This window comes from Flexivirga sp., from assembly GCF_051955415.1.
Classification (GTDB): domain Bacteria; phylum Actinomycetota; class Actinomycetes; order Actinomycetales; family Dermatophilaceae; genus Flexivirga.
In genome coordinates this window covers 14308-31015 of record NZ_JBQCGS010000095.1, presented here as the reverse complement: position 1 = coordinate 31015, position 16708 = coordinate 14308, and the positions used below count along the sequence as shown (strand labels likewise).

At 69.7% G+C, this 16708-nt stretch carries 15 protein-coding genes and 1 riboswitch; of the genes, 10 read left to right on the top strand and 5 right to left on the bottom strand.

All coding sequences use genetic code 11. The features are described 5' to 3' along the window. On the top strand, positions 1-421 hold a 421-nt coding region (locus tag ACTHL4_RS15665), incomplete at its 5' end, for an HNH endonuclease signature motif containing protein (protein WP_440283691.1). 42 nt (positions 422-463) lie between these two features. Next, positions 464-1045, top strand: a complete 582-nt coding sequence (locus ACTHL4_RS15660; protein ID WP_440283690.1) for a GNAT family N-acetyltransferase — start codon at positions 464-466, stop codon at positions 1043-1045. 31 nt (positions 1046-1076) lie between these two features. Here the strand turns inward: ACTHL4_RS15660 and ACTHL4_RS15655 are convergent, their stop codons facing one another. The 3 genes from ACTHL4_RS15655 to ACTHL4_RS15645 form a co-directional block, all read right to left on the bottom strand. Further along, positions 1077-1946: a hypothetical protein gene (locus ACTHL4_RS15655; RefSeq protein WP_440283689.1), complete on the bottom strand. Its 870-nt coding sequence runs from the start codon at positions 1944-1946 to the stop codon at positions 1077-1079. Beyond that, positions 1933-2448: an RNA polymerase sigma factor gene (locus tag ACTHL4_RS15650; protein ID WP_440283688.1), complete on the bottom strand. Its 516-nt coding sequence runs from the start codon at positions 2446-2448 to the stop codon at positions 1933-1935. Before ACTHL4_RS15650 ends, ACTHL4_RS15655 begins: the two co-directional genes overlap by 14 nt. A 319-nt stretch (positions 2449-2767) precedes the next feature. Further along, complete coding sequence (locus tag ACTHL4_RS15645; protein ID WP_440283687.1) at positions 2768-3409, bottom strand: nucleoside/nucleotide kinase family protein; 642 nt, start codon at positions 3407-3409, stop codon at positions 2768-2770. A 74-nt stretch (positions 3410-3483) separates the two neighbouring features. Further along, positions 3484-3617, top strand: a riboswitch (cobalamin riboswitch). 75 nt (positions 3618-3692) lie between these two features. Between ACTHL4_RS15645 and ACTHL4_RS15640 the strand changes: the two genes are divergently transcribed. The 4 genes from ACTHL4_RS15640 to ACTHL4_RS15625 are packed head-to-tail and all read left to right on the top strand — an operon-like array spanning position 3693 to position 8312. Then, a complete protein-coding gene (locus tag ACTHL4_RS15640) occupies positions 3693-4667 on the top strand; it encodes a hypothetical protein (RefSeq protein WP_440283686.1) in 975 nt (324 codons plus the stop codon). Between the two features lie 2 nt (positions 4668-4669). Continuing rightward, positions 4670-5794: a CbiQ family ECF transporter T component gene (locus tag ACTHL4_RS15635; protein WP_440283685.1), complete on the top strand. Its 1125-nt coding sequence runs from the start codon at positions 4670-4672 to the stop codon at positions 5792-5794. Further along, positions 5791-7410, top strand: coding sequence for an ABC transporter ATP-binding protein (locus ACTHL4_RS15630; protein WP_440283684.1), 1620 nt, complete (start codon positions 5791-5793; stop codon positions 7408-7410). Before ACTHL4_RS15635 ends, ACTHL4_RS15630 begins: the two co-directional genes overlap by 4 nt. Positions 7411-7436: 26 nt before the next feature. Continuing rightward, on the top strand, positions 7437-8312 hold the full coding sequence (locus ACTHL4_RS15625) for an ECF transporter S component (protein WP_440283683.1): 876 nt from the start codon (positions 7437-7439) through the stop codon (positions 8310-8312). Between the two features lie 62 nt (positions 8313-8374). On the opposite strand, the gene ACTHL4_RS15620 is transcribed toward ACTHL4_RS15625, so the two are convergent. Then, entirely contained in the window at positions 8375-9214 is an 840-nt protein-coding gene (locus ACTHL4_RS15620; RefSeq protein ID WP_440283692.1) for an aldo/keto reductase, read from the bottom strand. A gap of 198 nt (positions 9215-9412) precedes the next feature. Here ACTHL4_RS15620 and ACTHL4_RS15615 point away from each other — a divergent pair, with 198 nt between their 5' ends. From ACTHL4_RS15615 to ACTHL4_RS15600, 4 genes are all read left to right on the top strand, one after another. Then, a complete protein-coding gene (locus tag ACTHL4_RS15615) occupies positions 9413-10183 on the top strand; it encodes a beta-phosphoglucomutase family hydrolase (RefSeq protein ID WP_440283682.1) in 771 nt (256 codons plus the stop codon). A gap of 4 nt (positions 10184-10187) precedes the next feature. Then, positions 10188-12560, top strand: a complete 2373-nt coding sequence (locus ACTHL4_RS15610; RefSeq protein WP_440283681.1) for a glycoside hydrolase family 65 protein — start codon at positions 10188-10190, stop codon at positions 12558-12560. 100 nt (positions 12561-12660) lie between these two features. Then, on the top strand, positions 12661-14079 hold the full coding sequence (locus ACTHL4_RS15605; protein ID WP_440283680.1) for a class II fumarate hydratase: 1419 nt from the start codon (positions 12661-12663) through the stop codon (positions 14077-14079). A 95-nt stretch (positions 14080-14174) separates the two neighbouring features. Beyond that, positions 14175-15326 (top strand): magnesium and cobalt transport protein CorA, encoded by a 1152-nt coding sequence (locus ACTHL4_RS15600; protein ID WP_440283679.1) that lies wholly within the window; start codon positions 14175-14177, stop codon positions 15324-15326. Positions 15327-15355: 29 nt separating this feature from the next. Here ACTHL4_RS15600 and ACTHL4_RS15595 read toward each other — a convergent pair whose 3' ends face one another. After that, positions 15356-16552, bottom strand: coding sequence for a calcium:proton antiporter (locus tag ACTHL4_RS15595; RefSeq protein ID WP_440283678.1), 1197 nt, complete (start codon positions 16550-16552; stop codon positions 15356-15358). Positions 16553-16708: the final 156 nt, after the last annotated feature.

The window sequence follows — 16708 nt, the reverse complement described above, 5'->3', positions numbered from 1 at the left end:
ATTGACCACCGGCAGTGACGGGGCGACCACCACCACCGGGGACGTCCTCGACGCCGGCGCCGCCCGCCGCCTGGCCTGCGCCGCCGACCTCATCCCCGCCGTCCTCGGCGGACCCAGCGCCCCCCTCGATGTCGGCCGGCGCGAACGCTTGGCCACCAAGGCCATCCGGGCCGCAGTCATCCTGCGCGACCACGGCTGCACCTTCCCCGGCTGCGACCGGCCACCCGGATTCTGCGAAATCCACCACCTCACCCCCTGGTGGGCCGGCGGCCACACCTCCGTCATCAACTCCGCACTCCTGTGCAGCCGCCACCACCACACTGTCCACCGGCAGGGCTACATGGCCGAGGTCCGACCCGACGGCGTCCACTGGGACCTCACACCCGGCCGCATGCCCGGCCACCACACCGCAGCAGCCTGAGTCCGCAGCAGCCTGAGTGCGCGCCGGCCCAGATCCGCGTCAGTGACAAATTCGTTGACGGCATACGGACCGATGGGTGACGGTGCCATGGTGCTGATCCGCGCAGAGCAGACCACCGACGTCGAAGCGATCCGAGCCGTCACCGCAGCGGCCTTCCGAAGCGCGGCGCACAGCGCACCGCCCGTGACGCCCGGCGGCGACCCGGGGGAAGCGACGCTGGTGTCGTGGCTGCGCGACGATCCCGCGTGGATCCACGAACTCTCGCTGGTCGCCCTCGAGGACAACGCGGTGATCGGCCACGTCCTCTGCACCCGTGCGCACCTCGACGGCGAGGACGCCCTCGGACTCGGCCCGCTCAGCGTCCTCCCGGAGCGGCAAGGGACCGGCGTTGGCTCCGCGCTGGTGCACGCGGTCCTCGCCGCCGCGGACGGACAGGGCGAACGGCTCGTGGCGCTGCTCGGCGAGCCCGGTTACTACGGCCGCTTCGGATTCGTGCCGGCCCGCGAAGTAGGGATCACCGCGCCCGATCCGTCCTGGGGTGACTACTTCCAGGTCCGGACGCTCAGCGGATATGAGGGCAAAGGCGGCACGTTTCGTTACGCCGAACCCTTCGACAGGCTCTGAGCCCGCCGCACCCGACAAATCACCCGGCAGATCACCAGGTGACGGTGAAGCTGCCCTTGTCGGAGATGGGGCTGACGGCATACGAGGTGCCGGGGAACTTCCAGCCCGCACCGTCGGCCACCCAACCCTGCGCAGGCAGCGTCCCCCGCCAATAGGCCTCGATGTCGGTGGGCAGATAGGTGATCCGCACCGTCAACGTGTGGTCCGTGTGCGCAGTGCGCTGCCACGTCAAATCCGACGGCATCGACAGCATGCGCGCCGGACCGCCGGAAGGATCCACCAGCGGCACCGCGCCCGTGTAATCCTGATCACCCAGCGAGCCCGACTGCGGGAGCTCGGACGGCATCGCCGGCGGCAGCTGTGCCGCGGAGGTGTGAAGCGACGACTGGGCCGAGCCACCGGTCGAACCGTGCGACAGCGCAGTGCGATTCACGTCCGGCGAGGTGGACGCATCCGACGTCGGAACGGTCGACTGACCACCGGACGATCCCACCGAGGACAGCGTCGAGGTGCGCCCGTTCCCGGGGGTGGCCGGCTGCTGGAGATCGGGCCCCAGCTCGCCGGTGGACGAGGACGACGGGCCGGTCACAGTGCTCGAACCCGGCGACGACGAAGTCGTCGTCACGGCCGGGGGCAGGCCGTTGACCATCTGCCGCGTGTTCCCGTCATGCAGACCCACGAGAGCCACACCGATGATCGCGGCCGCGGCGGCCGCCGAACCGATGCCGGCGAACCAACGCGTCGCCGGATGGCGGCGACGCTGGGCTTCCAGCACCGCGACGACCTCTGCCTCGCGTGCCGGGTCGAGATCGGCGTCGGAGACCTGCAGGGCCTTGGCCGCGAACGCGTCGCGCAGGCGGCGCTCCAGCTCCGCCGGGTCGTGCGGGTCAGACGGATTCATCGGTTGCGCCTCCTTGCATGATCGTGGTGAGTGTGGCCATCGCACGGCTCGCCTGGGACTTCACGGTGCCCCGGCTGATCCCCAGGGCGTCGGCGATCTCCGCCTCCGACATGTCGGACCAGTAGCGCAGCACCAACACCTCGCGCTGCCGCGGCGGCAACTGATCCACCGCCCGCAGCACCTCCTGGTGCTCCTCGGCGATGATCACGTCGGTGTCGGCGGGCGGGGCGATCTCCGGCTCGGCGACCTTCAGATGCGCGCGCACCGTGCGCCGCCGGCGCAGCATCGAGCGCGACTGGTTGACCACCGCCTGCCGGAGATAACCGACCGCGGCACGCGAGTCACGCAAGGCCGCGCGGTTGCGGTGCATCCCGAGGAACGCCTCCTGCACCACGTCCTCGGCGCTGGCCAGATCGTCGACGAGCAGTCGCGCGAGCCGCACCATCTGCAGGTGGTGGGTGCGATAGAGCTCCGCCAGATCGACGGAGTCGTCCGCAGTCATCGCATCGTGGGCGGGAGCCGGTCCATGCTCATGGATCCGACCTCCCCAGCGACTCGGCCTTCCGGCATACACGGCGGGTGTGCTGAGTGTCATGACACCGCAACCCCTCGCCCAGACCTTAACCACTGGCTGACGCAGGAGGGAAAGACGCACCGCGACGGGCCGGGGACCGGCCGCCATCCGTCGGTTCGCACGTTCCTCCTCACACCGGGAAGACGTGCGACGGCCCGCCAGGTTGCCTGCGCGCGCCCGCCAACCTGTATGGCGAGAGGTGCGATCGGTCACATGCGGCAGCCCGGCCGGCACCGGCCACCCGCGTTCACGGCAGCAGGAGTATGCCGTCCGCGCGGGCCTTGGTCGCCCGGACCAGTTCGGCGTTGCGCTCGTCGGAGCCGAGCGCACGCTCGGCAGCCTCCGCGGGACTGCGCCCGAAACGGCGGTGCCGCTGGATCAGCCGGTCGCGGCGCAGCGGGTCGGGGACGTCGACATACCAGACCGCATCCAGCAGCCCGGGCACCGCACTCCACGGCGGCCGGTCCAGCAGCAGGTAGTTGCCCTCGGTGAGCACGACCCGTGTCCCGGGGGAGACCGCGATGGAGCCGGCGACCGGCTCCTCCCGCGCACGGTCGAACGCCGGCGCCCAGACGGTGTCGTCCCGCTCCCGGCGGATCCGGTCGAGCAGCGCGACATAGCCGGCGCCGTCGAAGGTGTGCGGCGCACCCTTGACCGGTGCCCAGCCGCGCGCGTCCAGCACCGCCTGCGCCAGGTGGAAGCCGTCCATCGGCACCACGACCGTGCGCAGCCCGCGCGCCCGGCAGCCGGCGGCGACCAACTCGGCGGCGGTGGATTTCCCGGCCGCGGGCGGCCCGGTCAACCCGATGACGACGCGGTCGGACCGCGCGGCCGACTCGACCACGGCGTCGACGGCGGCTGCGGCATCGAGGGCGCGGGGGGAGGTCACTCGCGAGACTCTGCGGCATTCCGGCGCCGTGCACAAGCTGCGGTGGTGCGGGAGCAGGCTGCGGCGGTGCTACCGTTTCCGGATCGGGTGCCCGTGTCGGGCACCCAGGTGCGAGCAGGGGAAGCCGGTGCGATTCCGGCGCTGTCCCGCAGCCGTGAGCGGCCGACCGGTCGCGAGTCGGAATACCTGCTCCCACCCGTCACCGGATCGACTGTCGAGGACTGCAGTCGCGGGCGAGATCGTGTCGCGCGCAAGAAGTCCCGACACGAAAGGACTCACGCGCATGCCCAGCCGCACGGTGCGCTCCGTCGCAGCCCTCGCGCTCGCCGCCTCGGCGACCACCTTCGCGTATGCCGGATCGGCCGCGCCGGCGCAGGCCGCCGGCTACAACGGCGTGTGCAAGACCAGTTCCGGGGTGACCGTCGTGGTCGACTTCCGTGGCCTCGGCGGCGGGATCGCGGTCCGGTGCTCGCCGGTCGGCAGCGGCGCCACCGGTCTGCAGGCGTTGCAGGCCGCCGGGATCCCGGTGGAGGGGACCCGGCAGTACGGACTGGCCTTCATCTGCCGCATCTACGGGCAGCCGTCGGCATCGGCCACGCTGCCCGGTGGTTACCACGAGTCGTGCGGGCGCACGCCTCCGCCGAATGCGCACTGGTGGTACACCCAGGCGCCCAATGGCGGGTCCTGGACCTCCAGCGGCGAAGGCGCCTCCAGCAGCCATGTCATCCCCGGCGGTTTCGAGGGCTGGGCGTTCAGCGAGGGCGGCACCAACTACCCGCCCCGGTACACCCCGAGCCGGCCCGCGGCGCCGAAGCCGCCGCCCGCGCACACCACCACGGCGCCGCCGGCGCCGCGCCATACGACCACCACCGCGCCACCGCCCCCGCACAGCACCGCACCGAAGCACCGCGGTGGGTCGCAACCGCAGTCCACCACCGGCTCGACGTCCGGGTCGTCGACCGCGGCCGGCACGCATACCGCGAAGAACAAGAAGACGGCAGCGTCCCGGTCGGCCGGCGCCTCGACGTCCGCGCACCGCAAGAGTTCGGCGACGTCCTCGACCGGAGCGGGCGTCACGGGCACCTCCAGCGGGGGGCCCACCAATGCCGCCGGTGCGCCGATCGTCAACAGCGACAAGAAGATCAAGGACGCGGAGAAGTCGTCCACCATCAATGCGACCACCGTCGTGGGTGGTGGCGTCCTCGCGGCGCTGGCCATCGGCGGCAGCGCAGTAGCGTTCCTCCGCCGGCGCAACTGACAGTGGATCCGAGACATCCCACCAGGGCGACACGGCTGCCCGCACCGGTCCATCCGGTCGCCTGGTGGTTGTGGGCGATCGGACTGGCGGTGGCGGCTTCGTTCACCACCAACCCGCTGTTGTTGCTGCTGCTGATCGGGGTCTCCTGCTTCGTGGTCGTCCTGCGCCGCGGCAATGCGCCGTGGTCGCGATCGCTGCGGCTCTACCTGCTGCTCGGACTCTTCGTCGTCGTCGTGCGGGTCGCCTTCCGGTGCTTGCTCGGCGCGGCCGGCGCCGGGCCCGTGGTGCTGGACCTGCCGCGAATCCCCTTGCCGCAGTGGGCCGCCGGTGTCTCACTGCTCGGCCCGGTGCACCTGTCCGACCTGCTCGACGGCTTGTATGACGGCCTGCGGCTCGCCGCGATGATCATCTGCATCGGCGCAGCCAACTCACTGGCGAACCCGAAGCGACTGCTCAAGGTGGTACCCATCAGCCTCTACGACATCGGCACGGTGGTGGTCGTCGCCGTCTCGGTCTTCCCGCAGCTGGCGGACAGCATCCGACGGGTGCGCCGAGCGCAGCGGCTGCGGGCCGACGCCGACGGTGGCAAGTGGCACGTCGTGCGCCGAGTCATCGTCCCGGTGCTGGCCGATGCGCTGGACCGCTCACTGCTGCTCGCGGCAGCGATGGATTCGCGAGGCTACGGGCGTCGCGGCTCGACGCCGAAGCGGACCCGCCGGATCCTCGGCGTGCTGACACTGGCCGGCCTGATCGCCGTCTGCATCGGCATCTTCGGTGTCCTGGACGACCGCGCACCGACACTCTTCCGGTGGCCGGCGTTCGTGCTCGGGGTGGCGCTCGCCGCACTGGGGCTGCTCTGCTCCTCGCGTGAGCGCGCGGTCACCCGCTACCGCGTGGATCCGTTCGGGGTGGTTGGTTGCGCCGTGGCCGCCAGTGGTCTGGCCGCCGGGGCGTTGATGATCCTGGCGGCACAGATCACGCCGGCACACCTCAACACCTCCACGACCCCTGCGCAGTGGCCGATCGTCGATCTGCTGCCGCTGGTCGCTGCCGTCATCGGCCTGCTGGCCGCCGTCGTGTCGCCGCCCAGCGTCATACAGGATGCGACGGAGGAGGTGGCGGCATGATCGAGCTGCACGACGTGTCGGTGCGTTACGAGGGTGCGCCCGCCGGCGACCCGGGACCGGCCGGCGGCACGGCTGCCGCACTGGCGCACGTCGACCTGCAGATCGACGAGGGCGAACTCGCCCTGGTCGTCGGGCGCACCGGCGTCGGGAAGTCGACCCTGCTCGGTGCCGTCAACGGGCTGGTGCCGCACTTCACCGGAGGCCGGCTGTCGGGTCGGGTCGTCGTCTCCGGGATGGACACCAGGGACCACCCGCCCCGTGAGATGGCCGACGTCGTCGGCCGGGTCGGCCAGGACCCGCTCGCCGGATTCGTGGCGGACACCGTTGAGGACGAACTCGCCTACGGCATGGAGCAATTGGGTGTTGCACCGGCCACGATGCGCAAGCGCGTCGAGGAGACCCTCGACCTGCTCGGCATTGCCGCGCTGCGTCGCCGATCGCTGGCCACGCTGTCCGGCGGCCAGCAGCAACGCGTCGCGATCGGGGCGGCACTGGTGACCGCGCCGAAGGTGTTGGTGCTGGACGAGTCGACATCGGCACTCGACCCCGGATCCGCCGAGGAGGTGCTCGCCGCGATCACCCGGCTGGTGCACGACCTCGGCACGACCGTCGTGATGGCCGAGCACCGGCTGGAACGCGCTGTGCAGTATGCCGATTCGGTGATCACCCTGCCGGGTGACGGCATCGTCCGCGGCGGTGACCCAGCGACGATGATGATCGACGCGCCGGTAGCGCCACCGGTGGTGCAACTCGGCCGGCTGTGCTCGTGGTCGCCGCTGCCGTTGTCGGTGCGTGACGCCCGGCGAGCCGCGCGGCCGTTGCGCGAGCGGCTCGGGTCGCCGCCGCAGCGTACGCGTTCGCCCGGTGAGGTGCTGTTGCGGGCCGACGGGGTGACCGTCCGGTATGGCGACCGCGTGGCGGTACGCGAGATCGGGCTGCGGTTGGCCGCCGGCACGGTCACCGCGCTGATGGGGCGCAACGGCTCGGGGAAGTCGTCGCTGCTGTGGGCATTGCAGGGCAGCGGGCCACGCACCGCGGGTTCGGTGCTGGTCGACGGCGTCGAGACCGCGTCGAGGAACCGGCGGCGCAGCTCGGCCGAGTCGGCCGCGATCGGGTTGGTGCCGCAGACCGCCGCCGACCTGCTCTACTGGGAGACGGTCGGGGAGGAGTGCGCCGCGGCGGGTCCCGGCGCGCGCGCCCTTCTGGACCGGATCGCGCCCGGCATCGACGACCGGCAGAACCCGCGGGATCTGTCCGAAGGACAACGTCTTTCGCTCGTGCTGGCGATCCAGCTGGCTGCTCGCCCGCGAGTCCTGCTGCTGGACGAGCCAACCCGCGGGTTGGACTACCGGGCCAAGGAACTGCTCGCCCGGCAGCTCGACACGCTCGCGGGTGAAGGGCACGCCGTGCTGGTGGCCACCCACGACGTGGAGTTCGTGGCCGGGGCGGCCGACCGGGTGGTCGTGCTCGCCGACGGTGACGTCATCGCCGATGGTCCGACCGCCGACGTGGTGGCGTCGTCACCCATCTTTGCGCCGCAGGTGGCCAAAGTGCTGGCCCCTCAGGCGTTCCTCACCGTCGACGATGTCGCCGCGGCGCTCGGGGGCCAACCGTGAAACAGCAGGCCGCCAAGCAGCAGGCCATGAACCAGCAAGTCGTCGAGCAACGGCCGATGTCGGCGCGCGACGGGCACGACCTGGTGGCCACGCTCGGTGGTCACGCGGTCCCGTTGCGCGCACGTTCGGCGCTGGTGCTGGCGCTGATCAGCGTCGCCGGACTGGCGATGTTCTGCTGGCCGTTGCTGGTGCACCATGCGGGGTCGGGCACGGGCCACGTCACCGATGCACCGATCATCTTCGCGGTGACGCTTCCGCTGCTGGTCTTCGTCGTGCTTGCCGAATTCGCCGACGGCGGAATGGATTCCAAGGCGCTGGCGATGCTCGGAGTGCTGTCCGCGGTGGACGCCGCACTGCGTCCGACGGGCGGCGGCACCGGTGGGATCGAGACGGTCTTCTTCCTGCTGATCCTCGCCGGCCGGGTCTTCGGACCGGGATTCGGCTTCGTGCTCGGCTGCACCTCGCTCTTCGCGTCAGCGCTGATCACCGCGGGCGTGGGGCCCTGGCTGCCCTTCCAGATGCTCTGCTCCGCCTGGATCGGGATGGGCGCCGGGTTGTTGCCACGACGGCTCCGCGGTCGCCGTGAGCTCGCGATGCTGATCGGTTACGGGGTGATTGCGGCATACCTCTTCGGTGCGCTGATGAACCTCTACACCTGGCCGTTCCTCGCTGGCACCGACATCTCCGGGCACGCGAACCTGGCCTTCGTCCCTGCGGATTCGCTGCTGGACAATCTGCACCGATTCGGCGTCTACACGCTGGTGACCTCCACCGGCGGGTGGGACACCGGCCGCGCCATCACCAATGCCGTGGCGATCGCCGTGCTCGGCCGTCCGGTGCTGGTGGTGCTGCGCCGCGCCGCCCGCAGGGCGTCATACGACCCCATCCGCAGCGACGCTTGACCGCCCCGTTGCCGAGACGCACCGCGATGCTGGGGCGGAGTCTCGGCGAGACGTGGGCGCGGTTACATCTCCTCGTGGGTGTCGGGGTCGCCGCCGAAGAGCCGCCCGTCGGGGCGACCCAGCGCCGTGATCGCGTCCATCTCGGCATCGGACAGCTCGAAGCCGAAAATGTCCAGGTTGGTCTTCTGCCGCCGCGGTGTCGCGGACTTCGGCAGCGGCAACGAGCCCAGCTGGTGGTGCCAGCGCAGGATGACCTGGCCCGGGGTGACATCGTGCGCGCGGGCTGCACCGGCCACCGGCGCTTCGCCGAACGGCGCCTGCCGCTTGCCCATCGGGCTCCACGCCTCCGTCCGGATCCCGCGCTCGGCGTTGGCCGCGCGCATCTCGACCTGTGGGAAATAGGGGTGCAGCTCGATCTGGTTGACCGCCGGGGACACCCCGGTTTCGCCGATGATCCGGTCCAGCTGCTGCGCGGTGAAGTTGGAGACTCCGATCGTGGAGACCATCCCCTCCTGCTGCGCCGTGACCAGCGCGCGCCACGCCTCGACGTACTTGTCGACGCTGGGGTTCGGCCAGTGGATGAGGTGCACGTCGATCCGGTCCACCCGCAGAGCCTCCAGCGAGGAGCGGATCGACGCGAGTGCATCGTCATACCCGTGATGGCGGCCGGGGATCTTGCTCTGGATGCGCACCTCGTCGCGCGGCACACCGGAGCGTCGCAAGGCCTCGCCGACGTCGAATTCGTTCTCATAGTTCACTGCCGTGTCGAGCAGCCGGTAGCCGGTGTCGAGCGCGCTCTTGATCGCGATCGTGCCCTCCTCGCCCTTCAGCGGGTAGGTCCCGAAGCCGATCGCGGGCAGGCTGGTGCCGTCGTTCAGGGTGTATGTCGGAGTAGTCACCACTCCCACGCTACGCGCGGCCCGGCCGGCGGTCAGCGGCCGGCGACGAGAATTCACTCTCGTGCAGGGTGCTCCGGCGCATGCCCGGACACTGCAGTGGATATCCCTGGTGCGCCGGTGTCCCCGGGCTAACCTGCCAGGAAGCCCCGACGGCCGGGCGCCCGCGACGAACGAACTGCCGACGCGACCAAGGAGCGTTCGATGCTTGGACTGCCGGACTCCATCACCACCTGCCTCTTCGACCTGGACGGGGTGCTGACCGACACAGCCAGTGTCCATCGCACGGCGTGGAAGCAGATGTTCGACGCCTATCTGGAAACGCGGGACGGCAAGGACTTCCGGCCGTTCACCGAGGACGACTACAACCGGTATGTCGACGGCAAACCACGCCAGGACGGCGTCCGCGACTTCCTCGCCTCCCGCGACATACACCTGCCGAACGGGGCACCGAACGACGGCGGTGACGCCGAAACGGTGTGGGGGCTCGGCAACCGGAAGAACGACAGGTTGCAGGCCGAGATCGAGCGCAACGGCGTCGAAGTCTACGAAGGCAGCCGACGTTACCTGCAGCTCGCCCGAGAGCACGGGCTGCACCGGATCGTGGTGTCGTCCAGCGCCAACACCAGGATGGTGCTCGAGGTCACCGGTCTCGACCGGTATGTCGAGGGACGCGTCGACGGGGTGACGCTCGCCGAGCAGCACATCCCGGGCAAACCCGCTCCGGACTCGTTCCTCGCCGGCGCGGAACTCGTGGGTGCCTCGGCGGATCAGGCGGCCGTCTTCGAGGACGCCGTGTCCGGTGTCGCTGCCGGCCGGGCCGGAGACTTCGGCTTCGTGGTGGGGGTCGACCGCGTCGGACACGCGGACGCGTTGCGGCGAAGCGGCGCCGACGTCGTCGTGCGCGACCTGGCGGAACTCGTCGACCCCGCTGCGTCCACTGACCATGCCGGGCCCTCCGGGCAGAAGGACTGATGCGATGACCGACAACGCCAAGAGCGAGTTCACCGTCGAGCCGTGGCGGGTGCGCGAACTCGGTGTCCACCCGGGCAATCTCGCGCAGTCCGAGTCGGTCTTCGCGCTCGCGAACGGTCACATCGGGGTGCGCGGCAACTACGACGAATCCACCCCGAACGGCCTACTGGGCACCTACCTCAACTCGTTCTACGAGGAGCGGCCGCTGCCGTATGCCGAAGCGGGCTACGGCTACCCCGAGGAGGGGCAGACGATCGTCAACGTCACCGACGGCAAGATCATCCGGCTGCTGGTCGATGACCAGCCGCTCGACCTGCGCTACGGGGTGGTGCGGCACCAGGAACGCACGCTCGACCTACGCGAGGGGTTGCTGCACCGGGACCTGATCTGGGAGACGACCGCGGGCACCCAGGTGCACATCCGGTCCACCCGACTGGTCTCGTTCACCCAGCGCGCGATCCTCGGCATCCGCTACTCCGTCGAGGCGGTCAACAAGCCGGTCCGCATCGTGATGCAGTCGGAGATGGTCGCCAACGAGAACCTCGCCGTGGCATCCAAGGATCCCCGGGTGGCGGCCGCGCTGAAGGATCCGCTGGAGCCGGAGGAGGCCACCAACAGTGGCAACCGGTCCTCGATGATCCACCGCACCCGCCGCAGCAGGCTGCGGGTTGCCGTTGCGTGTGACCACCAGATCCACGGCGAGAACGACTTCCACAGCAACACCTACGTGCAACCGGACTGGACCCGCACCACGGTCGGCACCGAATTGCAGCCGGGCGAGACGGTCGGCCTCACCAAGTTCGTTGCCTACGGATGGAGTTCGCAGCGCACCTTGCCGGCGTTGCGCGACCAGGTGGATGCGGCGCTGTCCGCCGTGTTGCACACCGGTTGGGACAACCTGGTCAGCGAGCAGCGCCGCTACCTGGACGAGTTCTGGGACGGCGCCGACGTCGAGGTCGACGGCGACCCGGTCATCCAGCAGGCCGTCCGTTTCGGCCTGTGGCACGTGCTGCAGGCCGGCGCCCGGGCGGAGGGGCGCGCCATACCGGCGAAGGGGCTGACCGGCCCCGGGTACGACGGGCACTGCTTCTGGGACAGCGAGATGTATGTGCTGCCCGTGCTCACCGCCACCGCACCGCAGGCCGCCCGTGACGCGCTGAGGTGGCGGCTGTCGATCGCGGACCTGGCCGAGGAACGCGCCGACACCCTCAAGCTGGGCGGTGTCACCTTCCCCTGGCGGACGATCCGCGGACAGGAGTGCTCGGCGTACTGGCCGGCGGGCACGGCGGCGTTCCATGTGAACGCCGCCATCTCGGTCGCCGCGGCCCGCTACGTCTACTGGACCAACGACGAGGAGTTCGACCGTGAGGTTGCACTGCCGCTGCTGGTGCGTACGGCGCGGTTGTGGGCGAACCTCGGCTATCACGGCGACGACGGCAGGTTCCACATCGACGGCGTCACCGGGCCGGACGAATACAGCGCCGTCGTCGACGACAACCTCTACACCAACCTGATGGCGGCCCGGAACATGCGGTATGCCGCCGAGGTCGTGGAGCGGTGGCCGAAGGATGCCAAGGAACTGAAGGTGACCGAGTCGGAGCGCGCGAACTGGTGGGCGGCCGTCGAGACGATCGCGGTGCCCTACGATTCCGAACGCGACGTACACATGCAGGACGCCGACTTCACCCAGCACCGGGTCTGGGACTTCCAGGAGACCTTCGACAGCAAGAGCTATCCGCTGCTGCTGCACTACCCGTATGTCGCCATCTATCCGCGGCAGGTCATCAAGCAGGCCGACCTGATCCTTGCAATGCATTGGTGTGGCGACGAATTCACCATTGCGCAGAAGGCCAGGGCGTTCGCCTATTACGAACCGCTCACCACCCGTGACTCGTCGTTGTCGGCCTGCACGCAGGCGATCATCGCGGCTGAGGTCGGACACGTCGACCTGGCGCACGACTACGCGACCGAGGCGGCGTTGATGGACCTGCACGACCTGGAACACAACACCAAGGACGGCGTGCACGTCGCGTCGCTGGCCGGTGCCTGGCTCGCGCTGGTGTGCGGCTTCGGCGGCATGCGGGACCACCACGGCCAGTTGAGCTTCGCGCCGGCACTGCCCGAGGGGATCGAGCGGCTGGCGTTCACCCTGCGCTGGCAGGGCTGCAAGGTCCGGGTCGAGATCACCCACGAGCGGACCACCTACCAGCTCGAGGACGGGCCGGATGCCCACACGACCGTGCAGCACTACGGCCGCAAGTTCACCCTGCGGGCCGGCAGGCCGACGTCCCGGGCGACCAAGGCGCCCAACCCGATCACGCCGCGCCCGGAACAACCGATCGGCCGGGCGCCGATCCGGGCCGGGTCGGGCGGCTGATCCGTGGCGGCGGACGGGTGGCAGACTGGTGGTCGAGCCGGGGACGGCTGATCAATGGAGATCCGCCTTCGGCATACGTCAGCGACGGGAGCCGAAAACAATGACGACACAAGGCGATTCACACAATGCAACGCGCACCGAGCACGACTCGATGGGCGATGTCGAGGTGCCGGTCGACGCCAAATGGCGCGCTCAGACGCAGCGCGCCGTGGAGAACTTCCCGATCTCGGGCAAGCCGATCGAGCGTGAGCTGATCGGCGCTCTGGCATCGATCAAGGGATGTGCGGCGCTGATCCGCGCCGATCGGGGCATGCTCGACCAGGACAAGGCGCGGGCGATCCACGACGCCGCCGCGAACGTCGCACGGGGGACCTGGGACGCGGAGTTCCCCATCGATGTCTTCCAGACCGGCTCGGGCACCTCCTCGAACATGAACGCCAACGAGGTCATCGCGACCCTCGCCCAGGAAGCACTGGGGGAGCCGGTGCATCCCAACGACGACGTCAACGACCCGTTCTCCTCCAACGATCAGTTCCCTGCCGCCATACACATCGCCGCGACGCGGGCGGTGGTCCGCAAGCTGGTGCCGTCACTGGAGCATCTCGCGGAAGCGTTGGAGGACAAGGCGACCGAGTTCGTGGACGTGGTCAAGTCGGGACGCACACACCTGATGGATGCGACTCCGGTGACGCTTGGCCAGGAGTTCGGCGGCTACGCCGCTCAGATCCGGCTCGGGGTGTCGCGCCTGCAGGATGCGCTGCCGCGGGTCGGGTCGTTGCCGCTGGGCGGGACGGCGGTCGGCACCGGCATCAACGCACCCGAAGGCCTTGCGGCTGAGGTGATTTCGCGGCTCGCGCACGACATGGACCTGCCGCTGACCGAAGCTGCCGACCACTTCGAGGCGCAGGGAGCACGCGACGCGCTCGTGGAGTTGTCCGGTGTGCTGCGCACGATCGCCGTCAGTATGACGAAGATCGCCAACGATATCCGGTGGATGGGCTCGGGACCGCGGACCGGTCTCACCGAGATCTTCCTGCCCGACCTGCAGCCGGGCAGCTCGATCATGCCCGGCAAGGTCAATCCGGTGCTGGCAGAGGCGGTGTGCCAGGTCGCCGCGCAGGTGGTCGGCAATGATGCCGCCGTCGCGTGGGGTGGCGCCGCCGGCAACTTCGAGCTCAACGTGATGCTGCCGGTGATCGCCGACAACCTGCTGCAGTCGATCGAGATCCTGGCCAACGTCAGCGTGCTCTTCGCCGACCGCTGTGTCAGCGGCATCGAGGCCAACGTCGACCGGTGCCGGGAGTTCGCCGAGTCGTCCCCGTCGATCGTCACCCCGCTGAACCACTACGTCGGGTATGACGAGGCGTCCACCATCGCCAAGCAGTCGCTGAAGGAGGGCAAGACCATCCGCGAGGTGGTGATCGAGCGCGGCCACCTGGAGGACGGCTCGATCAGCGAGTCCGACTTGGACCGGGCGCTCGACGTGCTGGCGATGGCCCGGCCGCACGATCGCGACTGACGCACTTTCCGCCGACTGACGCACCTGCAACTGCGTCACTCGCCGCTACGTGCGTCACTCGCCAGACGCGGTGTCCCGCGAAGTAGGCTCTGAACGTGCCGAACTGGAGGAACCGCGCCTTCCGTGCGACGGCCGCGCTGCCCGCGGCCGTCGGCGCGGCGGCACGCGACGACGCGCCCGAGCGCATCCTGCAGCCGCGCCGGTCGGGCGACGACGTCCCCGTCGAGGCATCGGTGGTGGAGAAGGCCATCTACTGCAACGGGCACCGAGTGGAGGCGCCCCGGTCGCTGCGAGAGGCCATGCACCGGCTGCGCGAGCCCGACGAACCGATGGCCTGGATCGGGCTGGTCCACCCGACCGAGGCTCAGATCAACGACATGGCAGAGGTTTTCGACCTCCACCCGTTGGCCGTCGAGGACGCCATCGTCGCGCACCAGCGGCCCAAGCTCGAGCGGTATGACGAGACGCTCTTCGTCGTGCTGCGCCCGGCGATCTACCTGGACGAGTCCGAGACCGTGCAGATCGGGGAGCTGCACATCTTCATCGGCCCGGATTTCGTGCTGACCGTGCGCCATACCGACCGGCCGCGGTTGTCCGTGGTGCGCGAGCGGCTGGAGGGCGACCCCGACTTGCTGGCGCGGGGGCCGGAAGCGGTCCTCTACGCGATGATCGACTTCGTCGTGGACCGCTACGCGCCGGTGATCGCCGGCCTGGAGAACGACATCGACGAGATCGAGAACCAGGTCTTCGAGTCCGATCCTGCCGTGTCACGGCGCATCTACCAGCTGTCCCGCGAGGTCGCCGAGCTGCAGCGCGCCACCAAGCCGCTGCTGCAGATCGTGCGTGGCCTGGAGGCCGGCTTCGACAAGTACGGCACCGACGAGGAGCTGCGGCGCAACCTGCGCGACGTCGCCGACCATGCGACGAGCGTGGTGGAGCGGGTCGACGGTTTCCGCAGCAATCTCGCCGACATACTCACCCTCAATGCCACCCTGGTCGCGCAGACCCAGAACGAAGAGATGCGCCGGCTCGCGGAGGCGGGCATGGAGCAGAACGACGAGGTCAAGAAGATCTCCGCCTGGGCGGCCATCCTCTTCGCGCCGTCGCTGATCAGCGGCATCTACGGGATGAACTTCGACGAGATGCCCGAGCTGCACTGGGCACTCGGTTATCCCTACGGCATCTTCCTGATGCTGGTGGTCTGTTGCGTGCTGTTCGTCGTCTTCCGCAAACGAAAGTGGCTGTAGCAGCTTGCAGAGCCGCTACTCGACCGGCGTCAGGGGTTCGCCGCCAGGAAGATGAACGCCGCCGTCAGCAGCAGATGTATGCCGCCCTGCAGTCGCGTGGCACGCCCCGGCACCACGGTGAGGATCCCAACGGCGGCGGTGAGACCGAGCAGCACGATCTGGGTGCTGCCCAGGCCGAGGTGCAGGTCGGTTGGCAACCAGATGGAGGCCACCGCGATGACCGGGATGGTCAGCCCGATCGAGGCCATCGCCGACCCGTAGCCGAGATTGAGGCTGATCTGCACGCGGTCCCGCCGGGCGGCGTTGACCGCGGCCAGCGTCTCGGGCGCCAGGACCAGCAGCGCGATGATCACCCCGACGAAGGAATGCGGCAGGCCGAGAGCGCGCACGCCGTCCTCGATGGGCTTGGACTCGACCTTGGCCAGGCCGACGACCGCGATGAGCGAGACCATCAGCAGCGCCAGGCTCTGCAGCGCGGCACGATTGCTGGGCGGGGCCGCGTGCTCGCCGTCGTACTCCTGGGTCGCGGGGTCGTCGCCGGCGGCATCGGTCGCCGGCGAGTCCGACATACGCGCCGGGGTTCGAGCACCGGATCCGTTGCGCGCCAGCGGGCGGTAGTCCTCGCGTCGCACCGGCAGGAAGAAGTCTCGGTGCCGCACGGTCTGGGTCACGACGAAGAGCCCGTAGAGCGCTAGTGACGCAACGGCGGCGAAGGCCAGTTGCGACCCCGAGAACTCCGGGCCGGACACACTGGAGGTGAAGTTGGGCAGCACCAACGACATGGTGGCCAGGGTCAGCACGCACGCCAGCGCCGCGCCGGTGCCCTCGGCATTGAACGTCACCGTGTGATGCCGGATGGCGCCGGCGAGTAGTGACGCCCCGACGATGCCGTTGCAAGTCAGCATGGCGGCGGAGAAGACCGTGTCCCGGGCGAGGGTGTTGGCGTCGGCGCCGCCGCTGACCATCAGCGTCACGATCAGCGCGACCTCGATGACGGTCACCGCCACGGCGAGCACGAGCGACCCGAACGGTTCACCGACCTTGTGTGCGACCACCTCTGCGTGGTGCACCGCCGCCAGCACCGAGGCGCCGAGCAGCACCGCGACGATGACGATCCAGGCCGGGCCGATGTGTTCACCCCAGGTGAAGGGCAATGGCAGCAATGCCAGGATCGGGAGCCAGACGTTCCAGCGGGCCAGCACGGTGCGCAGTCGAGTCGGGTTCACCCGAGCCATTATCCGGGATCCTCTCCGCGCCACCTCCCGCCGAGCGGCGCGGCCCTCCCGCCGAGCGGGCACCCCCCTACACCGAGCGGACACCATCAACACCGAGCGGACACGAAAACCGGCCGTGACGGCGGGGGTTTTCGTGTCCGCTCAGTG